The 25,731-nt window shown below is 54.9% G+C and carries 25 protein-coding genes and 1 other RNA gene; 8 read left to right on the forward strand and 18 right to left on the reverse strand.

Annotated elements, in window-relative coordinates; translation table 11 throughout:
- Nucleotides 1-25: 25 nt before the first annotated feature.
- Nucleotides 26-952 carry a glycosyltransferase family 2 protein gene (locus tag GGR27_RS04325; protein WP_168036148.1) on the forward strand — a complete coding sequence of 309 codons (927 nt, stop codon included), beginning with the start codon at nt 26-28 and terminating at the stop codon, nt 950-952.
- Nucleotides 953-968: 16 nt separating this feature from the next.
- Here GGR27_RS04325 and GGR27_RS04330 read toward each other — a convergent pair whose 3' ends face one another.
- The 10 genes from GGR27_RS04330 to GGR27_RS04375 form a co-directional block, all read right to left on the reverse strand.
- On the reverse strand, nt 969-1,910 hold the full coding sequence (locus GGR27_RS04330) for a glycosyltransferase family 2 protein (protein ID WP_168036149.1): 942 nt from the start codon (nt 1,908-1,910) through the stop codon (nt 969-971).
- Between the two features lie 185 nt (nt 1,911-2,095).
- On the reverse strand, nt 2,096-2,494 hold the full coding sequence (locus GGR27_RS04335) for a DoxX family protein (protein ID WP_168036150.1): 399 nt from the start codon (nt 2,492-2,494) through the stop codon (nt 2,096-2,098).
- 72 nt (nt 2,495-2,566) lie between these two features.
- Nucleotides 2,567-2,663, reverse strand: an RNA gene (gene ffs / locus GGR27_RS04340) — signal recognition particle sRNA small type.
- A 72-nt stretch (nt 2,664-2,735) separates the two neighbouring features.
- On the reverse strand, nt 2,736-3,464 hold the full coding sequence (locus GGR27_RS04345; RefSeq protein WP_168036151.1) for a pyridoxine 5'-phosphate synthase: 729 nt from the start codon (nt 3,462-3,464) through the stop codon (nt 2,736-2,738).
- 98 nt (nt 3,465-3,562) lie between these two features.
- Nucleotides 3,563-4,375, reverse strand: a complete 813-nt coding sequence (epsC, locus tag GGR27_RS04350; RefSeq protein ID WP_168036152.1) for a serine O-acetyltransferase EpsC — start codon at nt 4,373-4,375, stop codon at nt 3,563-3,565.
- A 336-nt stretch (nt 4,376-4,711) separates the two neighbouring features.
- Nucleotides 4,712-5,221, reverse strand: a complete 510-nt coding sequence (locus GGR27_RS04355) for an RNA polymerase sigma factor (protein ID WP_168036153.1) — start codon at nt 5,219-5,221, stop codon at nt 4,712-4,714.
- A 276-nt stretch (nt 5,222-5,497) separates the two neighbouring features.
- Nucleotides 5,498-6,007 (reverse strand): RNA polymerase sigma factor, encoded by a 510-nt coding sequence (locus GGR27_RS04360; protein ID WP_168036154.1) that lies wholly within the window; start codon nt 6,005-6,007, stop codon nt 5,498-5,500.
- Between the two features lie 338 nt (nt 6,008-6,345).
- Nucleotides 6,346-6,867 carry a DUF4920 domain-containing protein gene (locus GGR27_RS04365; RefSeq protein WP_168036155.1) on the reverse strand — a complete coding sequence of 174 codons (522 nt, stop codon included), beginning with the start codon at nt 6,865-6,867 and terminating at the stop codon, nt 6,346-6,348.
- A gap of 63 nt (nt 6,868-6,930) precedes the next feature.
- Nucleotides 6,931-7,323 carry a hypothetical protein gene (locus tag GGR27_RS04370; RefSeq protein ID WP_168036156.1) on the reverse strand — a complete coding sequence of 131 codons (393 nt, stop codon included), beginning with the start codon at nt 7,321-7,323 and terminating at the stop codon, nt 6,931-6,933.
- A 117-nt stretch (nt 7,324-7,440) separates the two neighbouring features.
- A complete protein-coding gene (locus tag GGR27_RS04375; protein ID WP_168036157.1) occupies nt 7,441-9,465 on the reverse strand; it encodes an OmpA family protein in 2,025 nt (674 codons plus the stop codon).
- Nucleotides 9,466-9,942: 477 nt separating this feature from the next.
- Between GGR27_RS04375 and GGR27_RS04380 the strand changes: the two genes are divergently transcribed.
- The 3 genes from GGR27_RS04380 (at nt 9,943) to GGR27_RS04390 (ending at nt 12,187) form a co-directional block, all read left to right on the forward strand.
- Nucleotides 9,943-10,848, forward strand: a complete 906-nt coding sequence (locus GGR27_RS04380) for a hypothetical protein (protein WP_168036158.1) — start codon at nt 9,943-9,945, stop codon at nt 10,846-10,848.
- A gap of 58 nt (nt 10,849-10,906) precedes the next feature.
- Nucleotides 10,907-11,653, forward strand: a complete 747-nt coding sequence (locus tag GGR27_RS04385) for a phosphatase PAP2 family protein (RefSeq protein ID WP_168036159.1) — start codon at nt 10,907-10,909, stop codon at nt 11,651-11,653.
- A 333-nt stretch (nt 11,654-11,986) separates the two neighbouring features.
- Complete coding sequence (locus tag GGR27_RS04390; RefSeq protein WP_168036160.1) at nt 11,987-12,187, forward strand: hypothetical protein; 201 nt, start codon at nt 11,987-11,989, stop codon at nt 12,185-12,187.
- A gap of 155 nt (nt 12,188-12,342) precedes the next feature.
- Here the strand turns inward: GGR27_RS04390 and GGR27_RS04395 are convergent, their stop codons facing one another.
- The 4 genes from GGR27_RS04395 to GGR27_RS04410 all read right to left on the reverse strand — a co-directional run bounded on the left by GGR27_RS04395 (nt 12,343) and on the right by GGR27_RS04410 (nt 16,438).
- The gene (locus tag GGR27_RS04395; RefSeq protein ID WP_168036161.1) at nt 12,343-13,410 is read right to left on the reverse strand and encodes a chorismate mutase; all 1,068 of its coding nucleotides are present in this window, start codon (nt 13,408-13,410) and stop codon (nt 12,343-12,345) included.
- A gap of 149 nt (nt 13,411-13,559) precedes the next feature.
- A complete protein-coding gene (locus GGR27_RS04400) occupies nt 13,560-14,402 on the reverse strand; it encodes a prephenate dehydrogenase (protein ID WP_168036162.1) in 843 nt (280 codons plus the stop codon).
- Nucleotides 14,402-15,577, reverse strand: coding sequence for a pyridoxal phosphate-dependent aminotransferase (locus GGR27_RS04405; protein WP_168036163.1), 1,176 nt, complete (start codon nt 15,575-15,577; stop codon nt 14,402-14,404). Before GGR27_RS04405 ends, GGR27_RS04400 begins: the two co-directional genes overlap by 1 nt.
- A 3-nt stretch (nt 15,578-15,580) precedes the next feature.
- Entirely contained in the window at nt 15,581-16,438 is an 858-nt protein-coding gene (locus GGR27_RS04410; protein ID WP_168036164.1) for a prephenate dehydratase, read from the reverse strand.
- A gap of 290 nt (nt 16,439-16,728) precedes the next feature.
- On the opposite strand from GGR27_RS04410, the gene GGR27_RS04415 reads away from it, so the two are divergent.
- The 3 genes from GGR27_RS04415 to GGR27_RS04425 all read left to right on the forward strand — a co-directional run bounded on the left by GGR27_RS04415 (nt 16,729) and on the right by GGR27_RS04425 (nt 20,170).
- Complete coding sequence (locus tag GGR27_RS04415) at nt 16,729-18,069, forward strand: helix-hairpin-helix domain-containing protein (protein ID WP_168036165.1); 1,341 nt, start codon at nt 16,729-16,731, stop codon at nt 18,067-18,069.
- Between the two features lie 6 nt (nt 18,070-18,075).
- Nucleotides 18,076-18,954, forward strand: coding sequence for a cysteine synthase CysM (cysM, locus tag GGR27_RS04420; protein WP_168036166.1), 879 nt, complete (start codon nt 18,076-18,078; stop codon nt 18,952-18,954).
- 133 nt (nt 18,955-19,087) lie between these two features.
- Nucleotides 19,088-20,170 carry an AAA family ATPase gene (locus tag GGR27_RS04425; protein ID WP_168036167.1) on the forward strand — a complete coding sequence of 361 codons (1,083 nt, stop codon included), beginning with the start codon at nt 19,088-19,090 and terminating at the stop codon, nt 20,168-20,170.
- A gap of 83 nt (nt 20,171-20,253) precedes the next feature.
- Here GGR27_RS04425 and GGR27_RS04430 read toward each other — a convergent pair whose 3' ends face one another.
- The 3 genes from GGR27_RS04430 to GGR27_RS04440 form a co-directional block, all read right to left on the reverse strand.
- Nucleotides 20,254-20,655: a LysM peptidoglycan-binding domain-containing protein gene (locus GGR27_RS04430; RefSeq protein ID WP_168036168.1), complete on the reverse strand. Its 402-nt coding sequence runs from the start codon at nt 20,653-20,655 to the stop codon at nt 20,254-20,256.
- 76 nt (nt 20,656-20,731) lie between these two features.
- Nucleotides 20,732-22,390, reverse strand: coding sequence for an Ig-like domain-containing protein (locus GGR27_RS04435; RefSeq protein ID WP_168036169.1), 1,659 nt, complete (start codon nt 22,388-22,390; stop codon nt 20,732-20,734).
- Between the two features lie 168 nt (nt 22,391-22,558).
- On the reverse strand, nt 22,559-23,965 hold the full coding sequence (locus GGR27_RS04440; RefSeq protein WP_168036170.1) for an HTTM domain-containing protein: 1,407 nt from the start codon (nt 23,963-23,965) through the stop codon (nt 22,559-22,561).
- Between the two features lie 68 nt (nt 23,966-24,033).
- On the opposite strand from GGR27_RS04440, the gene GGR27_RS04445 reads away from it, so the two are divergent.
- Complete coding sequence (locus tag GGR27_RS04445; RefSeq protein WP_168036171.1) at nt 24,034-24,543, forward strand: hypothetical protein; 510 nt, start codon at nt 24,034-24,036, stop codon at nt 24,541-24,543.
- 87 nt (nt 24,544-24,630) lie between these two features.
- Here the strand turns inward: GGR27_RS04445 and lipA are convergent, their stop codons facing one another.
- Complete coding sequence (lipA, locus tag GGR27_RS04450) at nt 24,631-25,542, reverse strand: lipoyl synthase (RefSeq protein ID WP_168036172.1); 912 nt, start codon at nt 25,540-25,542, stop codon at nt 24,631-24,633.
- Nucleotides 25,543-25,731 lie beyond the last annotated feature (189 nt).

Raw genomic sequence — 25,731 nt, forward strand, 5'->3', positions numbered from 1 at the left:
CGTGGTCTTATCTTTGTCCACGGCAATGGTAAACACAAAAACTAATGACGAAGTATCCGCGCGCGTAACCGTGGTGATTTGTACCTATCGAAGATCAGCATTACTGGACGAATGCCTCGTAGCCCTACTTTCCCAGCGCTCCGTCGCAACCGTCTTTGACGTACTCGTCGTCGACAATGCTAACCAGCACGCCTGCCGGGTGGTTGCCGAGCACCACGGTGTGCAGTACGTCGTGGAATTGCAAACGGGACTAAGCCACGCGCGCAACAAAGCTATTGCCACGGTCGCAACGGAATGGCTTTTCTACCTCGACGACGATGCGCTACCCTACCCCGACATGATGGCCGAGTTTCTGCAAGCCATCACTGAAAATCCGCACGTACGGGTGCTTGGCGGTCGGTACGATCATTACCTTCCCCCTTCCGCACCCGCCTGGCTGGGGCACCATTACCAAACCGGCCACCGCGCTTCTCCGGCGGAAGAGCTTACCCGGCTCAACGAAACGCAGCACCTCAGCGGAGGAATATTTGCGTTCAGGACAAGACTCCTCCTCGATGGTCAGGGATTTGCGATTAACCTCGGAATGCGGGGGCACGAAATTGGGTACGGGGAAGATGATGAAATTCAGGACCGGCTCCGGAGCGCGGGCACGGAAATTTACTATTCTCCGGCCATCGCGATGCGTCATTTAGTACAGCCACGTAAACACACCGTGAGCGCGCAAATTGGTATGGCCCACCAGAATGGAATTGCTTACGGTCGAATACCGAGAAACCCAAGATTTACGCTGGCGGATTTTCTGAGAGAGGTAATAAACATCACCTTCCGGGTCGTTCCCTATAATTTAGCGCGGCTACTCTTTAAAAAGAGTTTTGCCTGGCAGAATGCCACCGTGATGACTGCGCGTCGGTACGTTTATGCCTGGGCAAAATTTTGGGGAGCACGTCGGTAGCTTAGAAGGAAGCGAGTTAACTTCCGCCCAACCATTTCTTTGCCATCAGCCGGAGACACTCCGTGCGGTGAAAGCCCAGTACGCCGTACAAAGTGTGGTACCGAGGAAGTAAGGAACGGTCTAATCGATCTAAAGCTATTCCACTCGGAAAAATTTCTGCCCACAAGGCCTGCCCCCTCCCGCGATCGTAAGTGTATACCTGCCGGATGCCCCGCAGGATGGCGGCGCGGAAGAAGGCTTCATTTTGTTGGTAGTACGCCGGCCGGTTTACCCTGAGGTAGTCAGCTACCGCCACCTTACGTAATACTTCTTGGGCCCGTAGAATTTCCGGTTGGCGACGACTCAGACGTGGCCCGTCGTGCTCGTAGTACACAGCCCCCACGACGTGATCGTGCGTCCAAACGGCACCGGCACACAACAGGCGTACGTATAAATCCATGTCGATGCCATTGACCAGGGACACGTCAAAGAAACCTACTTCCCTTAGTTTCTCAAACCTAAAAAGATTGGCGTTCATATCACCTAAGCCTCCCTGAAAAACAACTTCTTTCCAGGGGTCGTTGCCCAACGCCAAGGTTGTTGTTGCTCCGCCGGGCGCTTTGACGACCGATACGCCCATGATCCAGTCGGTTTCAGGATTGATCAGTTTCCGTTGTCGGTCTATTTTACCGCCAAGAAGTTCGTCGTCGGCGTCTAAAAACTGAATCCACTCGAATTTGCGGTGGCGGAGGCCCGCATTCCTCGCCGCTGAACTCCCCTGCCGCGTCTCCACCACCTTAGTGATGATGGTGGGGTGGTTCGTGACGAGCTGGTCAATGATGATGCCGGTTTCGTCCGTTGAGTTATTGTCAACGAGGATGATTTCTCCAATTGCTTCCCCCTGTAGCAGACACGAATTCACCGCGCGCCACAACGTAGTGGCGACATTATGGGCGGCAATGATGACGGAAACTTGCATGGGAATGTACCCTGGTGGTCAGCACTCGGGCGGAGTAAAGGTAAATCTCAACAAATAAGTATGCTGCAAGCGCACTGATGAACGCACTGAGGGATTCTTTTAAAGTTCGATTTGATCGATCAGCGAGTTCGTGGTCCCGAGATCAATGCTTGCCCCATTCCCAATGCACCTGCGTCCGCGCCCAATTATTTAAACGTCTTGACGAATAGCTTGTGGTCCAGACTCAAGCGACCGGGGCCGGTGATGAACAGCACAACGGCAGCCACGACGTACATGAGCGGAATGGACATTTTTCCCCAACCATCCGCGCCGTGAACGACGAGTGCGGCCACCAGCATCGTAATAATGTAGGGGATGGTTGCCAGGCGGGTGAAAAAGCCCGCCGCGATCAGCAAGCCACAAACAAATTCACCGAAGACCGCCAGCACGAGGCTGACCGTTGGCCCTACCCCGATCGGGTCGGCGAAGGACAGGTCGCCAGCAAAGAGTTTTAAAAGCTTGGGTAATCCGTGGGCCAGCGCCATTTCTAGTCCGAACCACAGGCGCAGTACGAGCAAACCAACGTCGATGTTCCCTGTAGTCATGTAACAACTATGTTGGTGGATTTGATCCACAAAGTAAGCACCCCACCCCCCCGGTACGACCCCACCGGGCATAAAAAATAGGCAAGCATACCGAACGCTCAACCTTTTACCCTTGCTGCGTTTCCGCCCTGGGGGAGTTCAAAAGGAGCTGTTCGTATGCTGCCCGGCACAAAGGTACGCCGCCTTTTGGAAGCATCCTAACGTATTTACATTTTTTAGCAAGGCTACACCAGATCGACGATTACGTAGTAGCCGAGAGGCACGCCAAATACTGACGGATCGTTTCCTTCAGCCCCAGGTACAGCGCATCCGTGACCAGTGCGTGGCCAATACTGACTTCCTGCAGGCCCGGCATATTATTGGCAAAGAAGGTGAGGTTGTGCAGGTTTAGGTCGTGACCGGCGTTGATACCAATTCCGGCGGAAGCGGCGTACCGGCAAGCCGCCGTGAACGGTGCTACGGCGCGCGCGGGGTCGCCAGAAAACTGGGACGCAAACGGACCGGTGTAGAACTCGATTCGGTCCGCACCGACGGCCAGGGCGCCATCGATCATTCGCTCGTTCGGGTCAACGAACAAAGAGGTTCTGATGCCGGCGGCTTTGAAGGGGGCTAAGATTTCTTTCAGAAAATCCGCCCGGCCTACGGTATCCCAGCCGTGGTCGCTCGTGAGTTGGCCGGGAGCGTCGGGTACGAGCGTGACCTGGTGGGGTTTGGTTTCCAGGACGACTTCCAGAAACCTACCTTCCGGATAGCCCTCGATGTTGAGTTCGGTTTGAACTACTTCTTTGAGGGCGTAGACGTCGTCGTAGCGGGCGTGGCGCTGGTCGGGTCGGGGGTGAATGGTGATCCCCTGGGCCCCAAATTTTTCGCAGTCGAGCGCGACTTTAACCAGGTCGGGGTAATTAGCGCCCCGGCCGTTACGGATGAGGGCTACTTTGTTGAGGTTAACGGATAAGCGGGCGGGGCGCATGGATTTAATTTTAGGGGTTAAGTATAGATTATTAACTACCGTATGTGGCGGATATGAGGAAAAGTTGATTGATTCGAAGTAGCCTCAACAATTCAGCCCTAGTCCTCCCGTGGCACCAGCGGCCGCGCCGTCGTGTTTTTGTAATAAATGCGGCTGCGGGCGGGGACGCTTTCGACAATCCAGGTATTGCCGCCAATGATTGAATTTTCACCAATCACCGTGGCGCCGCCGAGAATGGTCGCACCGGCGTAGATGACCACCTTATCTTCAATGGTTGGGTGCCGCTTGGTCCTGGCCATGTCTTTACGCACACTCAGGGCACCAAGCGTGACGCCCTGATATATTTTGACGTCGTCACCGATCATAACCGTCTCGCCAATTACAATACCCGTCCCGTGGTCGATGCAGAACCGGCGGCCGATGGTGGCCCCGGGGTGAATCTCTACCCCAGTGCGCTGATGGGCGACTTCGCTCAACATTCTCGGTAACAGCGGAACTCCCAGCCGACACAAGGCGTGCGCAATACGGTGGACGGCCAGCGCGTAGAAGCCGGGATAGGTACTGATCACTTCCGTACGATTCCGCGCGGCGGGGTCGCCGGAAAGTATGGCGTCGGCGTCTTCGGAAAGTGCGGCATAAATATTCACTAACTCCCCCTCGAATGCAGTGTGGACCTCACCCGCCGGGTTCTTTAACTGCTCCTTCAGGGTATCCAGGATAGTGTACAGCTTCAGATTGTTCGTCTGGTAGTGCAGGCGCAACCCTCTTTCGGTGGTGAAACGGACGGAGCTGAATTCAGGAAACAGGAACTGCATTGTTCCCCCCAGCCATTCCTCGACGAGCCCCGGCGATGGGAGCTCATCCGCCGCAAGGTGAGCAGCAAATCGATCGGTAAAAAACTGGCTGTCCATACCGGAAAGTTGAGGCGGTGAATTGAGTTGTTGTCTCCAAAAACACCGTAATTGGAGATAGTTTCGAGCGAGCGAAAACAAAAAAAGGGGCCGGCGTGGTGCCGGCCCCTCGATAATGTAGTTTTTGGTTAATGTCTGCCGGCACGGTGGGTTACAAAGCGTAACGAAATTTATTAGACGGCGTTAAAGTGTTTTGGAGTAGTGAGAGAACGCTAGCTGAAAATACTGTGAAAAGCTTGGCGTTAACTTCGAAAATCTTTGAGACTCGGTTACTAATATATCTAAAAGGGAATGCCTGCTGGGGCTAAATCTACAACCGGGCCTTAAATTGATTGATCAGTTCTTGTAACGGTCGCCAATCATGAACTTCATCTTCTGGCGAGCGAGAAAGATTCGGCTCTTAACGGTTCCGATGGGAATGTCGAGGTGAGCGGCGATTTCTTTGTACTCGTAGCCCTGGTAGAACATCAGGAACGGTATGCGGTAGATGTCACCGACTTGGTCCATCATGCCTTTGAGTTCTTTCATCCGCATATCATGCTCACCTTTATTGGGGATGGCGGAAGAACTTTCCAGCGCGAAAGTGAAACTTTCGATGGGCTGATTGACGTGCTTGCGGCTTTTCATCTTCCGGTAACGGTTGATGTAGGTGTTACGCATGATGGTTGAAACCCAGCTTTTGAAATTGGTCCCCATGGCAAACTTCTCGCGGTGGCGGTAAGCACGCATGGCGGTTTCTTGCATTAAATCTTGTGCGTCTTGCTGGCTGCGCGTTAGACGGAGAGCGAAGGAGAATAGTAGGTTTTCGAGTTTGGCAATTTCAGAAGTGAATTCTTGGTTTGTCATAGTATTATTTGAACTGAAGGTAAAATGAGCACCCGGCAACAAGCCGAATAACTACTACCTCACGTACAAATAGCGTGCCAAACCCTTAAGGCTTTGATAAACAGAACGTTAACTAAACACTAATCAAGCTCTGCTTACTATATTTAAAAAATTGATTAAATATAGTCATTTCAGTTTTGCTTAATTTGTTCGTGCCCGTAGATAATTATTTGTCGACGCCCGCTTGGGTCCGCAAATATGCACGCGGAATGATGGATAAAGACTCGTAGACAACTACTAATCTGCGGTGCGGCTCCCGATAACGGCCTTCATCTTTTGGCGTGCCAGGAAGATTCTACTCTTAACCGTACCGATCGGGATACACAGGTGGTCCGCTATTTCCTGGTACTCGTAGCCCTGATAAAACATCAGGAAAGGGATGCGGTAAATTTCGCCAATGCCATTCATTACTTTGCGCAACTCCTTCATCCGCATGTCGTGCTCCCCCACGTTGTCGACGGCATTCTGGTTTTCGAGCGCGAACGTAAAGCTTTCGATGGGCTGGTTAACGTGCTTACGGCTCTTAGCCTTGCGGTAGTGGTTAATGTAAGTGTTGCGCATGATGGTGGATACCCAACTCTTGAAATTGGTACCGATCGCGAATTTTTCGCGGTGCCGGTACGCACGCATGGCGGTTTCCTGCATCAAGTCCTGCGCATCCTGCTGGCTACGCGTCAGCCGAAGGGCGAAAGAAAACAGCAGGTTGTCTAGTTTACCAATCTCTTGGGTGAATTCCTGGTTGGTCATGGTTCGGGTAGTTTAAAGGCTAATGCATACTTGCTTACGATTACAATTCTTCGCAGCACTTCACCCAACTACCTTCAAAACTCATGCCAAAGTCGTAAAATTTTGACGCTCAATACATTACGACCAATCTCGCTGTTCCACAAATTGCGATATTCCAGTATTTGATTAAATTTAGTCACTAATTACTGTGCGTTCAAAGGAGCCGTTCAGTTGTAATGCCCCTTATGACCGCACAGTAGCCGACCACAATTAAAAATGCTCCGGTCCAATTTCTCTTCGTAGAGAAACTAGACCGGAGCATCTTTACTCGTTCGTGGGCAACTTTAAGGCGAAAAAAATTATTTGAGGAGCTTCACTCCGTCCGCCAGGAAGCGCAGTTCCTTTACCGGCTCCGTGATGGCAGCAATCTCAGCGGCGTCCTTACCGGCATCTTCCGCGTAGTGGCGTAGTTCATCGACCGGCGTTATCTGGTAGTAGGCCATACCATTCATGACCACTTCCCGGCCGCTGATGTCCTTCGGCATGAAGAAACCATAGTCCTTGAACTTAACCATAATCTCGTCTTCCTGGCCGGAGTTGATGGTCATCCAACACCCCTTCGCCTGGCAGACTTCAGTCACCTCTCCACGAAGTACGGTATTAATAGTATCCGCAATCTCCTTTTCAGTGTACCGACTGATAAAACTCGGGGCGGCAACAACTTCGAGTGGCTCGAATTCAGCACCGTATGCGTTTTCCACGTTGAGTTGGACTGGCACCACGGCAGTTCGTTCCGCCTCGGTGGCGGACTGGGGCTGGGTGCACGCGAACGCACAGATTAGTAAAACCGCGCAAATAAAACCGTGGGTGAGAAACTTCATTGATAAATATTTCGCGCCTTGAAAAAAGGAAGATGGATGTGGAGCGTCGAGCTAAATTGCTTATTACATGTAGCCAACCAACTCGGTAATGAACGCGCTGCCGTAGCCCAGATCTTTTAACTCGGTTTGCAGACTCTGCGCATCCGTGCGGTCGGAAAAGCTCTCGCGGCTTTCAACGACCCAGACCTCCTCGCAGGGACGGTAGCGGGCGACTAGCGCGGGGTGAAAAGGATATTCCGTGGGGTCCGTGTAGCGGAGAATCGCTACCTGAATCTTGTATTCGGTCGTTGGCGTCGAAGCAAAGGCCGGGAGCGCATCCGGGGCAGTAGTGCCGTTATCAACGCTGACGACGGAGCCGTAAGTGTTGATGCCTTCTTCGCAGTAGCTTGGTTTGGTGGTCTGCGCGGATGCCGCGAAAGCGACCAAACAGCACAGCATGGTGAGAACAGATTTCATATAAAATTAGGTTTTGAGAAGCACCGCCGCGTGAGATTATTCACCGGTAGGAACTTCTAAGATAGGGGAACGTGGTTGATTGGAGCAAGTTTACTGGTGAAGTCGAAGCCACGGAATTTACTCGTCGGCTGGTAAGGCTTGCCGGTAAGTAACTTTAATTTCTACTTTTCGGTAAAGGGACCGCGCACCGGGCCCCGATATTTCTCCCATTCCTTCAACGCGCGTTTCCGTGGCAGTAATGCCGGCGGTTTCCAAAAACCTAGCGACCGTTTGCGCTCTGTTCCGGCTTAGGTCGAGGTTGTATTCTTCCGCTCCTGAATCGTCGGCGTAACCGATAACATCGAGGGATGTCACCGGTTTGTCGATGATCAATGCTACGAAATCGTTGAGGCTATTGACCTGAGAGGAAGGTAGACTAGCGTCATCGATCTTAAAGCGCAGGGTCAGGCTGCGGTTAACGATGGTAAATCTGACGGTCAGCTTCTGATCATTCTTCAATTTTTCGGGCGCCCCGATAGCTACCGGGCTAGGTGCAATGGTTTCTGGGTGGGTGGGACTGACGAGCGTCTTTTCCTGAGTCAGCTTTAAATCGATTCGGTAAGGCTCGCGGTTATCCCACGTGGGGACCGCAAAATTTCGGTAATAAGGTAGGTAAGCATCATTCGCCACGCTAATGGGCAGTGGTGCGTCCGCGGAGGCACAAATAAAAAATCTGCCAGCGTAGTTCGTATAGTAGGTGGGACCGTTTAATACCGATACTGCCTGTTCCGTAATTGGTTCACCGGTCAGACTGTCCGTGACGTAACCGGAAACGTAGGTGACGTCGCGGCCCGTGAGCTTTCGGTCCAGTTGAAACTCGTAGATGTCGAGCCCCCCGAGCCCACCGGGACGGTCACTGGCGAAAAAGCCAGTACGCCCGTCGCTGCCGAGGTGAAAGCCTAACTCCCGGTGTGGCCCGTTAATCGGGGGGCCGAGGTTGATCGCCGCCCCGAACCGATCGTCACGCCTATCCCGGTAGCTCATGTAAATATCCTGATCGCCAAACCCCTCGTGCCCCATACTGGCGAAGTACAGAATTTGACCGTCGTTACTGAGAAAAGGTCCTTCCTCATCCTGGGGGGAATTTACGCCATCCCCCAGGTTTTTGGGCTCGGACCAAGTGCCATCCGCATTTTTTGAGCACACGTAGATGTCGCTGCCGCCGAGGCCACCCGGGCGGATACTGGCGAAAAAGAGCTGCTGGCCATCGCAGGAAATAGCGGGCTGGCTTTCCCAACCGGCCGCATTGACGTAATCCGGCAGCGCCTCCACCCGCTCTACCTTCCCCTTAATGATCCACCCCGTGAATAGGTCGCACCCCCCCACGGTCGCCTTTTCGTGGCAAACGGTGAAGTAGATCCGCTCGCCGTCCCGGACGAGGGTACACATGCCTTCCGGTTGCAGCGTGTTGAAGTTGCCGAACCGCGAAGTCGTCCACGCCATGCCGGCTTCGGCCCGGACGCCTTCGATGAGGTCTTCGTCCCGGAACTCCCCCTGCCGCGTGTAGTAGAAACTGTTGAGGTCATTGGCGAAAAAGGGGAAGTAGTCGTCGCGGACCGTGTTGATCGGCGGCCCCATGTTGTCTACTTCACTGACGTTGACGAACTGGGCGCTGTCCTGGGTGATTCGTACCGAGCGAAGATCGGCGGGAAGCCGCTTGAGCACGGCCCGTTCCTGTACCTTCTCCTCGTCACCGTTGCGACCGAACAGTACGGGATCAAAGGATTGCAGTTCCTGAAAGATGAGGTAGTACTCTTCCGCCAGTTTCGGGCGGGACATCCGGTAGTACACGCTGCCCAGTTGGTGATAAAGTAAACGGCTGAACATAGAATCTCGGCTCAGCACGAACTCGTACTGTTTGGCGGCTTCCGGCAGGTTGCCCCTGAGCTCTTCCGCCAGGCCGAGCAGCCGGTGGGCGGGGATAAATCCAGCGTCGAGCTCGGTAGCCCGACGGAAAGATTTAGCAGCCTTTTTGTAGTTTTTGTTCGTTAAAGCATCGGACCCGGCCAAAAACTTAACCGTTGCCGCCGGACGGTCCTGCGACCCCAGGTGCGACGACACGATGAGGACACAACACAAAAAGAGGAGTCGGAAGCGAAACATTTATCTGGGTTGAGGGTAAGGCGTAAACGTAAAAATATAGAAGGACGGACAAACAATTATCCGCGAGTGAAAGGTACTGAAAAAGCCTGGGCCTCATAAATTACAGCGAGGCCACAAAAAAAATGAGTGCATTAGTAAACTATCGCCGCTAAAGTAGGACTAAATCTCAGGAAGGGGATTATTCCTGGAATACGGGTAAACCTTTCCCTTAAGCTACTGTGCACTGAAGGTGTAGTAATACACACACTTTTACGCAAAGCGCACTGGTGCCAGGGGTTTTGGCGTAGCTCTTTCTAATTTACATTGCACCCGCGACCGCGCCTAACCCTGAACACGGCGATCACGTGAAACTTAGAAAATCGGATAACCAGCACCACCGAACCGATGCTCCGCTCGCCAGCGGTACAACTACGGCCAACACGAAGCGTTCCCCGAAGTATGAAATTTTCGTGCTACCTCCCCATTCTAATCCTTCTAATGACTGCCTGCAACGGCGCTCAGTCTTCGAGCAAATCGCCCGACCAAGCGGTTGTGGCCACTACCGTGCCCGGCCAGTTCCGGGGTCAACTGAGTGATTACTGGTACCAGGGCAAGGCGGAGATCAACACGTACGACCTCCAGCAGGTGCGCTACGGTGAGGTTCACCCCGGGCAAATCACGCTCATTTTCGTGAGTGAGGATTTTTTGACCGACCGGCAGGTAAAGAACGATGCCTACGCGAACCCCAACACAACGCCGATCATCAAGACCAACCTGATTCGCCGCTTCACGACGGGCATCTACGATTATTCCCAGATGACCTCCGTTTTCACGCCCACGGACTTGGCCAAGCAACCCCACACACTCAAAGTGACCACGTCCGTGCAGGATTGGTGCGGCCAGACGTACACCCAGTTCAATGCCGACAACGACGGAGGCTGGAAGACGGAACTACGCTCCTACTTCGAAAGTGAAGGCGACGTGGAACACACCGTCACCGGCGATTTCTTGGAAGACGAAATTTTTAACCGAATCCGCACCGGGTGGAAGGAATTACCGACGGGCGAGCGTCGCGTCGTGCCCGCCAGCGGCTACCTGGTGATGCTGCACAAACCTTACGCGGCCGTGGCCACGCAACTGACGCTTGGCGATTACGCTGGCGACCGTTTCACCGACGCTGAAACACTCAAGAGCTACACTATTAGTTACCCGAGCCTCGAGCGCACGGTCGAGATCGTGTTTAGCGCCGCCCCACCCTACGTAATCCGCGGCTGGACGGAAACCTACCCCAGCCGTGGCAAGTCCCTCACTACGGTCGCAACCTTGAAGGAGCAGGTAGTGGCTCCCTACTGGTCGCAGAATAGCCTTGCCGATACGGACAAACGCGCTACCTTAGGGCTTTAAAACTGAACCTACGCTATTGCCATCGGTTCCGCCTAACACACCCGCAAGTGCTACTCCGATGATCAAATCCAGACTCTCGTTCCTCTTTCTGCTTTTTGCGTTCTGCCTGTCGGCCCTGTTACCGGCGCAAGGGATTAGACCTTACAACCCGAGCAACACGACCAACGCCATTTTGCTTGGTTTGGGTACGGGCATCACCGCCACGTCCATGTACCTCGACCGGCGTATTCCCAAACTGACCGAGGCGGACATTAAGGGCTTGGACTTCGACAAGATCCCACCGATCGATCGTTACTCCACCCGTCATTTTTCGCTGAAAACGGATGAGTTCACGGATAAGCTTTTACTGACGAGTTTTGCCAGCCCTTTCTTCCTGCTGCTTGACGAAACGGGCCGGGATAATTTCGACGACATGGCCCTGCTCGTGTTCGAAGGCGCCCTAATCAACGCCGCGCTCGTTAACCTCACCAAGGTGACGGTGCGTCGCCCGCGGCCGTTCAACTACAACCCCGACGTGCCTTCCGACCTGAAATTAAGCAAGAACTCCCGCTTCAGTTTTTACAGCGGCCACGTCGCCACGGCGGCTTACTTTACGATGACGACCGCCCAGCTCTACTCCGACCTGCACCCGGGGAGTTCGGCCACGCCCTACGTCTGGGCGGCGGCGGCGCTGATCCCCGCCACGGTTGCCTACGGTCGGATGCGGGCCGGCAAGCACTTCTTCACGGACGTACTAATTGGTTTCGTCACGGGCACGGCGGTAGCACTTACCGTGCCGGCATTACACCGTCGGATTAGGGAATAGAAGGTACCTTAACTGGTTATGAGGCGCGGTCGCGGGTGCAAGAAAAATTTGCGAGAAGCAGAGGATGAACCCCCGCCGAAGATACTCGGATACTGGGTGTCCAATATCTTACGCCCAGCCTATTTCAACTTACAAATCCCCGCCAGTACAATCCACCAGACACACGGAAAATGTCGATGTTTGGGTCAGCCATTGTCACTCAAAACCTTATTTAGTCTTTCTACAAACAACCTATAATCAGGCAGTTAGCGAACTAACGTTGGGTACGATCGCTTTTATTAGGGCAAGCGAGCTTTGTCAAAGCTAATTTCTTCACCTAAAACATCTACCATTATGGAACCTACCTGCAAATCATGCGACCACTGGGCACACGAAGCCCCCGCCGTACAAAACCGCGAAAACTTCGGAGAATGTGACGTGCTCAGCGAAAGCGGCATGAAGTACATGCTCCCCGTCCTGCAGAACCAATCGGCTCAGAACGCCGAAATCATCACCAGCGGTGACTTTGGTTGCAATCAGTACGATCACAAGTAAATTTGGCCAGGAGCATCAACTGCTGCTAGCTAAAACCCAAAAGCCCCCCGAACGCAAGTTCGGGGGGCTTTTTCATGATCAGATTATTCGGCCCGCACGTTCGAGACAACCTCCAGAGGGCCATCCCCGTAGCGATTAAGGATGCGGCAGTTTCGCTACCGATTAACAATAGCGTCCTGGTGGTCAATGCTTTCCTGGTGGATGGCCTTCAGGTACTTTTCCATGAACTCTGAGCTGAGGCCGTGCGTAGCGCCGTCCTGTGCGGCTTTAACCAGGATGGCTTCCCAACGGTCACTCTGCAGCACGGCGATGTTCCGCTCGGCTTTGAACTCACCAATGCTATCGGATAATTTCATTCGCCGACCGATCATCCCGATGAGGTCGTTATCGATTTCGTCGATCTGACGACGTAGTTCGGTAAGAGGGGCAATCTCCATTTCGCTGGCGGTAGGCTTGCGCAGGCGTAAGTTCTTGAGCATTTCGCCGAAAACCGCAGGCGTGATTTGTTGGGCGGCGTCCGACCAGGCTTCGTCCGGGCGGGGGTGGACTTCGGTCATCAGGCCATCGTAGTTGAGGTTGAGGGCTTCCTGGGCGACTTCGTGCAGCGTATCGCGCCGACCACAGATGTGGCTGTTGTCGATAAACATTTGTAGGTCGGGGAACTTGCGCTTCATCTCGATGGCCATCTGCCAACGGGGAACGTTCCGGTAAGTGGTTTCGCCGTGGTAGGAGAAGCCACGGTGGATGAGGCCGATCCGGGTAATTCCTGCTTTATAGATCCGCTCCACCGCGCCCTGCCACAAACCGAGGTCCGGGTTAATGGGGTTTTTGATGAGCACGGGAATGTCCGTGCCGTTCAGCGCATCGGCAATCTCCTGCACGCTGAAAGGATTAACGGTGGTCCGGGCACCGAGCCAGAGGACATCGATACCCGCTTTGAGACAGTCGAAAACGTGGCTGGCCTTGGCGACTTCCGTCGTCGTATTCATGCCCGTTTCTTCCTTTACGCGCTTGAGCCACTGCAGGCCTTCTTTGCCCACGCCCTCGAAGCTGCCGGGGCGGGTGCGCGGCTTCCAGATACCGGAGCGAAAGAGATCGACCTGTCCGAGCTTAGCGAGATCCCGGGCGCACTGCATGACTTGCCCTTCGGTTTCGGCGCTGCAGGGGCCGGCGATGACGAGGCCGCGGCCGGGGGTTGGGGTGATGACTTTTCCTATGTTCATGAATTTGATCTTTTCTATGATTTTGTCCGTCGGCCCTTGGTTTTGAGAACCTGGTGAACACGCTCCCTTTGGTCACTTGGTCCTCCAGCTTCTCAAAACGCCGACGGACAAAATCATAGCTAGTTTTATTTAAAATTGTGAGTGGCTTTCTATTGAAGAATTTTTGCAATTTCATTGGCTCTTTCAATACGTTCGTGAAAACCGTCGAAGTCGCGCTTGATGAGTTGCGTTCTGAATTTCGATAGTTGCTCGATGTGTTCGTCGAGGACGTCGAGGACGTGGTCGCGGTTCTGGCGGAAGATAGGCACCCACATGTCCGCGGAGCTTTTGGCCAGGCGAACGGTGGAGCCGAAACCGGAACTAGCTAATTCGAAAATTCGTTGCTCGTCCTTCTCTTTCTCCAGCACGGTCAGCGCTAGGGCGAAACTCGCAATATGGCTGATGTGACTGACGTAGGCGCAGTGCAGATCGTGCGCTTTGCGGTCCAGGTAACTCACGTTCATGCCCGCGCTGCGGAAGAGCCGGTGAGCTACGTCGAGGGCATCGGCGGCGCTGTCTTCCCGGTCAACGATCACGCAGGTTTTTCGGTCGAATAGTCCGGGGATGGCAGCTTCCGGACCACTGTACTCGGTGCCGGCCATGGGGTGGCAGGCTACGTAGCGGGCGCGGTTGGGGTGATCGGCTACTTCATCCAGCAGCTGTTCTTTAGTGGACCCCACGTCGATCAGGGTCTGGTTTTCGGAAATACCACTCAGCAGGGTCGGCAGTAGTTTCCGCATCACGTCGACTGGCGTGGCGAGAATAATCACGTCGGCCGTTTGCAGGGCAGCGCTCAGGCTCATTTCCTCGGTTACCAAGCGGCGGCGAATGGCTTTGTCCACGTTCACTGGGTTAGTATCTACCCCCAGCACGCGGCTGGCTAAGCCGTTCTCCTGGAGGGTAATGCCGAGCGAGCCGCCGATCAGGCCGATGCCGATAATTGCTACGATCATTAGCGGAGTCGGTTTAGGGCCTCGGTGAGGGTGGTTTCGGTGGAACACAGGCTGATGCGTAAGTATGCTTCACCTTCGCTTCCGAAGATTCCTCCGGGCGTCAGGAAGACATCCTTATTGTACAGCGCGTCGTCGGACACTTCGTAGCCGGTTTTGCCAGCGGGGCATTTGGCCCAGACGAAGAGACCGACTTGATTGCGCTCGTACGTGCAGCCCAGCGCGTCCATGATGTCGAACGCGATTTCGCGGCGGCGGCGGTAGTGAGCGTTGAGTTGGTCGTACCACTCCGGCCCCAGCGACAAAGCTTGCGCGGCGGCTTCCTGGACGGGTCGGAACATTCCGCTATCCATGTTGGATTTAAAGCGAAGGATGCTCTTCAGGTATTCCCCGGCACCCGCGACCGCGCCCACGCGCCAGCCCGCCATATTCTGGGCCTTACTCAGCGAGCAAAGTTCGAGGCACACTTCTTTTGCGCCCGGTAGTGACAGTAAACTCTGGCGCTTTTTCGTGAGGATAAAGGCGTAAGGATTGTCGTTGACGAGCAAGATATTGTGTTTCCGTGCGAAGTCGATCAACTCGCCAAAAAAGGTGTCCGGAGCAGCAGTACCGGTCGGCATGTGCGGATAATTGATCCACATGATCTTGGTTTTGGCGCTGACGCGGGATGCCAGGTGTTTTAGATCGGGCAGCCAGCCGCTAGCCTCCGTTAGGTGATATTCGGTGACGACCCCACCAGCCAGTTCCGTAGCGTACCGGTAAGTAGGATAGCCTGGGTTGGGGACCAATACCTCGTCGCCCGGATTTAAAAAAGCCATGCTGATGTGCATAATCGCTTCCTTACTACCCATCATCGGAAGAATTTCCGTCGCCGGATCGAGGTCCACATTAAAGTACCGCGCGTACCAGCCCGCAAAAGCTTCCCGCAATTCCGGCCGGCCGACGTAGGACTGGTAGCCGTGCGTGTCCGCTTGCGAAGCTGAATTTTTGAGGGCCGCAATCACCTCCGGCGCCGGCGGCATGTCGGGCGAACCGATGCCAAGATTGATGATGTTTTTTCCGGCGGCGCGCAGGGAGGCCAGCTCCCGCAATTTGCTGCTGAAGTAATATTCTTTTGTCTCCCCGAGGCGTTCGGAGGTGGGGATTACGGGCCGCACGGCGGTGTCAGTTAGGGTCATGGGTCAGGGCTTTACGCCGGCTTGGTACACACCGAGGATGCGCAGTTCCATGCAAACCGGGCGAATGGCGTCGATGGCTTGGGAAAGGGTAACGTGTCCTTCGAGGAGGAAATCGACGTGAAATCGGTACTGAAACGGGCGCCCGACGATCGGCTTACTCTGGATTTTCGTCAGGTTGATCTTATAGGCGGCCAGGATCATCAGCACGCGGTAGAGCGCGCCGGCTTCGTGGGTGGTCGCGAAGCTCAGGGAGACTTTATCACCGTCGTCGGCGGCGTGGTCGCGCCCGCGTTCGAGGACCAAAAAGCGCGTGTGGTTGAGCTTGTTGGTTTCGATACCCGGTGCCAGGATTTCCAATCCGTAGAGCTCCGCGGCGGCGGCGCTGGCGATGGCGCCGCGGGTGGGGTCGTTAAGTTCTTTGACCTCCCGGGCGCTCAGGGCGGTATCTACGTCCTTGATTAGGTTGATTTGGGGCCAGTTCTTAAAGAATTTACGGCACTGCGTCAGGGCGACGGGGTGAGAATGGACGTTGCGCAGATCGCGCAATGCCGTGCCGGGGAGCCCCATGAGGTTGAGTCGGATGCGCAGGTACGTTTCGGCGGTGATGCGTAGGTTGGCCGTCTGGAGTAGATCGTAATTATCCATCAAGCTCCCGGCCAGGGTGTTCTCAATGGCCATGAGTCCGACGTCGGAGGTGCCGTCTTCAACTTGCTTAACGACGTCGGCGAACGTGCGGGCCGGGACGGTTACGACATCTTTACCCACGAAATGCTGGCGCGCGGCGGCCTCGTGAAAAGCCCCGGCGTAGCCCTGGATGCTGACGCGAATTTGCGCGACGCTGGTGATGGTGCTCGTGTTCATGGTGAAGTGGGTGGGCTAAAAAAAAGTGGCCCCGGCTGCGCGCTGGGACCACTGTTCGTTCTATCGTTTAGTACGTAGAGGTGAGCGTCCCTTACCCGGTGGGGTAAAAGTAAAAACCGTACCAGAAGTAAAATTTGCGATTAATCATGGTTTTCCGTTGCGCGGGTTGCCCCTCCGTGGCGGCAAACCTACGGCGAGCGGGGCGGACCACAAAATGTTGTTCTGGCAAGGGAGGGATATTTCTTTCGGCCAGCGGAACTGGCTTATCTTTCCAACCTCAAAAAAGCGGCGTGAGCAAGTGGCAAATGAGGTGGGATGGGTACGCGAGCTGGCAACGGTTGGGTGGGGCGGTTCTGTTCTCACTCGTGCTGGTGGCTACCGTAGTTATCGGTTCGCGGACGCTGACGTTCTCGGATCGATATCAAAGTGCAACCGTGGCGCTCCGGGCGCAGTTTGCCGTGGCCGACGCGCGGGATTTTCGGCCGGAAGCGGAAGATTTTGTCTTCGACCCCAACGTGGTTAGTAAAGACGATTTACTGAGGCTCGGCCTGTCCGCGCGGCAGGCGAATTCGTTCCTGAAATTTCGGGGCAAACGAACGAACGCTTTTCGTAAGCCGAATGACTTGCGGAAATTGTACGCGCTGGACGATGCGCTTAAAGACCGTTTGGTGGGGTTGGCGCGGGTAGAAAATGTTAAGAATACCTATGTGCGGTCCCGATCCCTATCGGGAGTGCAAAGTTTTCGGTTCGCACCCAACGCAGTGACGATTACCGAGCTGGAAAGACTCGGTCTACGACCGTACCAGGCTAAAGCCTGGATAACGTACCGCACGAAAGTGCCGGGCGGCATCGCTACGGCACGGCAGCTTAACAAGCTACGTTTCCTCGATCCCGCGCTAAAGTCACGCCTGCTTGCACTCGCCGACTTTCCGGAGTTACCGCCCCCTTCTCTCGCGGCTGAATTTCCTTTCGACCCCAACACCATCTCGCTCGACAGTCTCCAACTGCTCGGCTTTCCTGAGTACCAAGCCAAAGGTCTGCTCCACTACCGGGCCGGTCGGCCGATTACTTTTCGCAAGCCGGAAGATCTGCGGCGCGTCAAAAGCCTCGATTCCATTCTGGTGGAACTAGCACTCCCTTTAATCGACATTGCCCCTCCCCCACCCGGCTCGGCACTCCCGATAAGGATCGGGACCGCGCCCACCGTTTATACCCGCGCGCCCCTACCCGCCCTAGCTTCAGTAGATCTGAACGCGGCCGACACCACGCTACTAAAAACCCTCCCCGGCATCGGTTCCTACCGCGCGCGACGCCTGATTCGGTACCGTGACGTCCTGGGCGGATTCTACGACCTGGAACAAGCAGCCACCACCCGGGGTATTCCTGATTCTACCTGGCAAACTATCTTGCCTTACCTAGCGCTCGGCCCAATCTACCGTCAGTTGAGCGTTAACCGCGCCACGGTCGAGGAGCTTCGCCGGCACCCCAACATCAACTCCAAGCTGGCGAATACCGTTGTCAGATTCCGCGAAAAGCACGGCGCCTTCCGTAGTCCGGAAGACCTTCGTCAGATCCGTTCGCTTAACGACTACACGCTCGCCAAAATAGTTCCCTACCTCAGTTTCGAATAACCCAGCATGACCGCACTATTCTCCCTCATCGGCAACACACCCCTCGTCGATCTTTCCGAACTCCAGGACAACCCCGCCGTCAAAATATACGGCAAACTCGAAGGTCAGAACCCGGGTGGTAGCGTCAAGGACCGCGCCGCGCTGTCCATGATTCTCGGCGCCCGGGAACGCGGCGACCTCGACGGCGGCAAGGCCATCGTGGAGGCTACGAGTGGCAACACCGGTATTGCCATGGCAATGATCGCCGCCAAGCTACACATCCCGATCACGCTCGTCATGCCGGAGAATTCTACGAAGGAACGTGTCCAGACGATGCAGGCCTACGGCGCAAACGTCATCCTTACGCCAGCCGAGAAAACCATTGAGTACAGCCGCGAACGCGCCGTTGAGATTGCCGCCACGGGGAATTTTTTCCTCCTCAACCAGTTCGCCAACGATGACAACTGGAAGGCCCACTACCGCACGACCGGCCCGGAGATTTGGCGAGACACCGACGGCAAAGTCACCCACTTCGTCAGCAGCATGGGCACGACCGGCACCATCACCGGCACGGGCCGCTACCTCCACGAGCAGTCGGCGGACGTCAGGATCGTCGGCGTCCAGCCCACGGACGGCAGTCGTATTCCCGGCATCCGCCGCTGGAGCCCGGCTTTTTTGCCGGAAATTTATGATGCTTCGGTGGTCGACCAAAAGATTGACGTGAGCACGGACGACGCGGTGACTACGATGCGCCGATTGGCCCGGGAAGCGGGGGTGTTTGCGGGGATGAGCTCCGGTGGTTCTACGCACGCTGCGCTCAAACTGGCCGCCACGCTGGACGAGGGGCTGATCGTTTGCATCATTTGTGACCGGGGAGACCGGTACTTGAGTAGTGGGCTCTATTAGCGCGGACTACTGAGATCGGGCGCGGCCGCTGGTGTCGGGTGGTTGGGCGAGAAGCAAACACATCCCCACTTACCGGAGCTCACGGCCGAATGCGTACCTTTCAATTTCACCCGATAGCCGAACCAGCCCCACCATGCTAGACCGCCTCTACATCGCCGCCACCTCCCAGCACGTCGGCAAAACTACCTGTACCCTCGGCCTCATGGCTGCTATCCGCGCACGCGACCGCAAGGTAAGTTACTGCAAGCCCGTCGGTCAGGAATTCGTGGAACTTGGCGACCTCAAAGTTGATAAGGATGCCCTGCTCTTTGCCCGTGGCATGGACTTTGAGCTCAGCGCGGATTTGCACAGCCCGGTCATCATCGGCCACGGCGTCACGTCGGCTTATCTTGATGACCCGTCGGCGTTCACGTTTCCCGCCGACATCACCCGCGCGAGCCGCCGACTGCACAAAGAGAATGACTTTGTGATTTACGAAGGCACCGGTCACCCGGGCGTAGGTTCGGTCTGTGACGTATCCAACGCCCAGGTCGCTCAGCTGCTCGACGCTCCGGTCGTGATGATCGTAGAAGGTGGCATCGGTAGCACCATCGACAAACTCAACATGAACCTAGCGATGTTTCGCGAAAGGCGCGTACCCGTGCGCGGGGTGATCGTCAACAAGACCCTTCCGGCAAAAATGGATAAGGTGCGGCACTACGTCGATGTGTACCTAAAGAAAGTGGGCATTCCACTACTGGGCGTCCTTCCCTTTGAGAAGCAGTTGTCGAGCCCGATAATGGCTTCCATCCGCCGTGCACTCAACGGTAAAACCATCATGCACCGCAGCCGCATGGACAACCGCGTCGAAAACATTGCGAGCGGTAGTTTGCTGGCGCAGGAAGAAGTGGAGAACCTCAAAAATCTCCTGGTGATCGTGAGTTACCGCCGATTCGACGAAGCGTTGTCCGCGCTACAAAGCATCCTGGAAGAACGGAAAATCCCGGGCTCCACCATTGCGGGGATTGTCGTGACGGGCATGTCAAAAGCACACATTCCGCACACCGAATTTCTCAATGAATTCAAGATCCCCGTCGTCTCCTGCCCGCTGGATACCTATGGTGCGGCCGTGCGCATCAACGCGATGGAGGTTAAGATCAATTTGAAGACGCCGTGGAAGATTCGCCGGGCCGTGGAGCTGATCGAGGAGCACGTGAATATGGACCTGTTGTTGTAGATTATTCGGCGCAGGCAAGAAGTAGACTCAGTTCATTTCTCTCCCGGCCAACAAGATATTTCTCCGCCACTTTCACCTCTCGCCTACGAATTAGCCGTACGACCCTTCGGGAAAGGTATTATGAGCTCCTGACCGGGGAAAATCATGTTACGGTCCTCCAAATTATCTGAGTTGAAAGCAAAAACTTCCTTGTAGGCCATCACGTCACCCAAGTAATCCTTCGCTAGCTTAGCGAGGCTTTCGCCCCTTACCACCGTATGCCGGGCGTAGATGGTTTGGTTGCTAACCTTGATGTCGGCTTCAATGTCACCGGGGTACTCCCCACCGACGCGCTTGATTTCGTCCCAAATCAGATCCTTCTGGTGAAGATATTCTACCTCGCCTCCAAGTCGAAGCTTTCCGTCAGCTTCCTTAGCGTAGCCATCCCTGACGTCAAAATCTTCGCTCAGCTTGAGTACGCTTCGGTATTTGTTCTGTAGGCTCATGGGTACGATTGTTTGATTGTGTTATCCGTGCTTTGCAGGATAGTTATTTATCAGAATTGGCGGCCGTGGAGTGAGATTAGTTTTCTTCAACTTCCGGCGAATTCGGGTCGTCAAAATCTACCACGATTGTTTTCTCAACTTCCCAATTCGCGCGCAACGGCTCGATGTCAAACCGCCGGACTTCTTCGGGTTGTAGGCCGAAGAGAAAGTCGCCGGAGTCATAACGACGATTTTTGTTGGAATCGTAGAGTAGTTCCGCGGTGTACTCCCCCGGGGTTAGCCCGGAATAGATGGCTTGGTATTCAAACCGGGCTTCAATGTAGCGGAAAGTGGCCACCATGATCTCGTCCTTTTTAAGAAGACGCAGGATGTAATTTTCCGAGGGAATCAGATTTTGAATCGTCAGTGTTAACGTTCCGTAGTTCTCCGGATTATCGGCGATGAATCGCTGGCGGATGGTGTCCTGGTTGGTGTTGCCATTCCAATCCGTAAGGGCACCGGGGAGTAAGGTGACTGCGTACCGAAAATCCACTTGATAGCCAGATTCGAGCGTTAGCACACCGGCATCGGCGCTGTCGATGACATAACGGAAAGCTACTGGTTCGGGGAAGGTATCCCGTAAGAGAACCACCCGGCTGGTATCCAGCAATTGGAGCGGACGGTCGAAGAGAATTTGCACGCCCCGCCCGGTAAAAACACGGCTTGCCGGGCCGGTACGAACGCGGAACGGCCGGGTCCCCGTGACCGCTTGGCCGTCCAGAACGACCGTGTCAGAACTCACGCCGTTGCGACCGATGAAAAGCGTATCGGCTTCCGGGTTGCGGTAAAAAAGTACTAGCGTATCGATTTCATTCCTGCGCTCGTACACGCCGGCGTACCCTACGTCGACGAGTTCCGCTTTCTGGTTCATCGTCAGTCTAACGGCCCCGTTAATGCTGGTGTCTACGGCATTGACGCGCACGGGCCGTAGGATGGGTGAAATTCGGATCGTACCGACCCGATTGCTACCGTCGGTAACGGTGATCAAGCTATCGACGAAGCCCGCCGCTTGGGGTTGGGCGTAACCCTTTAAGTCGAAGAAATAGTTGGTCGCCGAAGGATTACGTTGCAGCGCTACGGCGCGGTACACGCCCGGCCGCACGTTATACACGGTAAACCGCCCGTCTTCATCCGTCTGGGCAAAATAAGTGGGGTTCTCGGTCGTGACCGCCGTGTCGGCGAGGTTACTAAAGAGCGTGAAGGTGGCGTTTTCAAGCGGCTCTCCGGAATAATCGCTCGCCAACGTGCCGGAAACCGAGGCGCTATCGAGCACGGGGCCGGTCGCGAAAACGAAGCGCAGGTTTTCCGTAGGGTTGCCTTCGTTGAGGTCTTTGATGGCCGCGTCGATGTTAACGACGTAGGTTACGCTGTCCCTTAACTCCATTCCCTCCAAATTGATCACCAAGCTGCGGCGGCGGAGTTGGGGCTGGTTATCCTCACCTAGTTCCAGCGGGGGAGAAATCAGGATGGGTTGCTTACTGTCGATGTTCACCCACTCGTCAAACGTCAGTACGATTTCTTCCGGACGGAAGTTTGTCTGAAAGTTGGGGGTCGATTCTTCCAGTACGAGCCGGGGGCCAATCGTATCGGGTGGACCGCCGGTGGGGGCGGTAGGCGTAGCACAACGCTGCAGGACGGTTGTCTGGACGGCCAAAAACAGGAGAAACAGAAAGAAGGTGAAAAGCGATTTCGGCATTGTGGGGGTGAAGGTAGGTTGTCGTCGTACGATACCTGGTCGATGGGTATTGTTGTCCTGATTGAATTGGGACGGGTGATGGGGTTTTTAGGCGGTAGGTGGTAGGCGAGTAGGCGGTAGGCAAGTTCGGATTTAATAGCAGGCCAGCTTTCGGAAATCGAGCGGTGGCTATTCCTTTTCTTCCGGGAGAATCCAGTTCTTTTCGCCCCAGGTCCATTCGATCCTGGCGAGGTCTACCGTGGGGTCGAGGAATTGTTGTCGGTCGCGGCCGTTGAGGCGGACGACAAAATCCGGATAGATCGCGACGTTCCGGCCCCGCTCGGCGTACTGGTCGCGGAGGTGGTGGGCGTACTGGAGGATCATGTCCGGGTGAGTGGCCATCTTGCGGTACTGCTTGTGGTTGAGGCTATCGGCGGGGTTAATCCTGAATTCTTCGCCGGACCGTAAGTCAGTAACGCGGTATTTTCCGTACCCCTGTTTGCTGCGCAGCATCATGCGCCAACTGTAGCGGTGGCCTTCTTCCGTCCAGTTGACGTCGTTGCTGAAGAAGTGGTTACGCAGCGGTAGGGCCAACTGGACTACGAACAAGAGCACAAGCACAACGGCCAGGGGGAGCCGGTACGTCGGTTCCGTTTGCCAGAACTTTCTCGCACCGGTACTTTGGTTAGCAGCCGGTCGGCTAGCCAATATTCTCCGCCACTCGCTGCGCCAACCCCGCACCTGCGTCCGCGCCCAGGCCCAACGGGAATTGTCCGCGACCCAATCTACGGCACGTTTTGGCCAGTCGGGGGCAAAAAATAAGCTGGTGAGTACCATACTTAAATACGGGAAAATACCAATGTTGAAGATCAGGTGATTCGTAGCGTGGAAGAAGAACAGCAGCGCCAAAGCTAACCACCGTAACCGCTTGTGAATCAGCATGAAACCCGCCGTCAGGTCCAGTAACATTCCACCCCAGGACATCACGTATGCCGTAATTTTCTGTGCGAATAGCGGACCGAGAACCGGCATCTCACTCCGGTTACTGAGCCACATGTGCATCGGCATCGCCTCGATGAGCCAATCGTGGTTGATCTTGTTGACACCCCCGAAAAAGTAGACAACCCCCATCAGGGCCGGAAAAAGATACACGCTCCACGCCGGCGCCACCGGTGACCAATCCGCCGGATTCCTGCGCACGTCCAGTGAGAACTCGCGCCAGGCCGGCGTGAGGCAGAGCAGCCAGGTCAGCACCATGAACAGGTAGGCGTGGTTGAGGTAATGTGCTTTCTCGAGAAAAAATAAGTAGCTGAAGAACAGCGCGAACAGCGGCGCCGTCCACCTGAATCGCCAGCCCAGTGCGACGGCGATGCCGAGTAAAAAACCAACCACGAAAAAGAGCGAAAGCAGCGGCTCCGGCAGTGGCTGCACCCACTCAAAACCGTAATAGCGAAAGGTGAACCCCCGAAAGGCATCGAGGTGCCAGTGGTAATAAATTCCGTTGCCGAGGATGTCGCCGGCGCCTAACAGCCCCATCGCGATGCGGAGCCAGACCAGGGTGTGGATGGGGGTTGGTTGACTTTGGCTCCACTTCATAGAACTCTAGAGGTACTAGCTAAAACTTAATCTTAGATCAGCTATATTTGTATAGAAAAATTTATCACATGGCACTCCAAAATACTGTTGCGGCAAGTTCAGAAAAACTTCAATTTAACAAGGTGGGAGAAACCAATATTATTACTAAATCACAGCCATATGTTGCAGGATTTTTTTTAGCATTAATTGGCGGAGCCGCAATTTATTTGACGGTGTTGGGACCTGGAAGTACAGGGCTTGTAGAAATAATTATCGCAATAATAGGTATAGTGATGTTATACTTTGGGTTACTCATCGCTACTGGCAAGCAAAAAATAGAATTGTCTCCCGAGAGAATAGAACTCAATTATGGGCCACTGCCTACACCAATAAAAGCCCGTCAACCTCGAAGCTACAGCAGAGATAACATAGCGGATATTAAGCTGAGCGAATTTACTACGACCTCTAATCAAATTAGGACTAAATACTACGCAATTACTCTTCACCTAAAAGATGGTAAAGAGTCAAATCTTATCACTTTGATGGACAAAAATAACGTCGATCGAGTTATGGAAAAGGTAACGGAATGGTTAGGTTAATAAATAGAAAATTATTTATCGAATTTGTCCCCACCAATATTGATCCATACTAAAATTATGACCTAGAGCAGTCTAATAGCATTGCAACTACAGATGCCGCTCCGCATGGTAAGAACTCCGCACCAACGGGCCGCTTTCCACGAAATCGAAGCCCATATCCATTCCCATCGCTTTGTAGTGCGCAAAGGTGTCTGGCGTAACGAAAGAATCAACCGCCAAGTGCATTTGCGTGGGCTGGAGGTACTGGCCGATGGTGACTACGTCGACGCCGACGGCGATCAGGTCCTTAAGGATTTGCTCCACTTGCGCTTCCGTCTCGCCGAGGCCGACCATGAAACCCGTTTTCGTACGCTTGCCGTATTCCTTGATGCGGCGGAGCTCTTCGAGGCTGCGGTCGTACTTCCCCTGCGGGCGCACCTTGCGGTACAATTCTCTAACCGTCTCCATGTTGTGGCTCACGACTTCCTGGCCGCCGTCGATCATGCGGTAGAGGGCGTCCCAGTTGCCGCGAACGTCGGGGATGAGGGTTTCGATGGTCGTGTTGGGCGTGCGTTCCTTGATTTGTACGACGGTTTGGTACCAGACTTCCGCGCCCCGGTCTTTTAGTTCGTCGCGGTTGACGGAGGTGAGGACGGCGTGCTTGACTTGCATGAGGTCAATGGCTTCGGCGACGCGGCGGGGCTCGTCGACGTCGTACTCCGTGGGGCGGCCCGTTTTGACGGCGCAGAAAGAGCAGGAGCGGGTGCAGGTGTTGCCGAGGATCATGAAAGTGGCCGTGCCGGCCCCCCAGCACTCCCCCATGTTCGGGCAGTTGCCGGACTGGCAGATCGTGTTGAGCTTGTACTCGTCGACGAGGGCGCGGACGCGCTTGTAGTCGGGGCCGATGGGGAGTTTTACGCGGAGCCAATCGGGCTTTTTAGTACGCTTTGTTTTCGCCTTGGCGGGCGGGGTGATGGGTTCAGCTTGGGGGCGGGCGTTGGCGACGGGCAGTTCGATCATGGAGGCCGAAGGGTTTGGGTAGAAGACAAAGGTAGGGAGGGATTTGTTTGGGGTACCCGTGGGTTGACCGAGCCAGTACGAACCCGGGCCGGTAGGCGTGGTTGAATCGACGTTGCTTTACTTGACGATCCCGATTGCTTTTACGAGCACCACCAAACTTTGCTGCGGACCAATCTTCCCCGCACTCCC

The sequence above is a fragment of the Neolewinella antarctica genome (assembly GCF_011927835.1).
GTDB lineage: Bacteria > Bacteroidota > Bacteroidia > Chitinophagales > Saprospiraceae > Neolewinella > Neolewinella antarctica.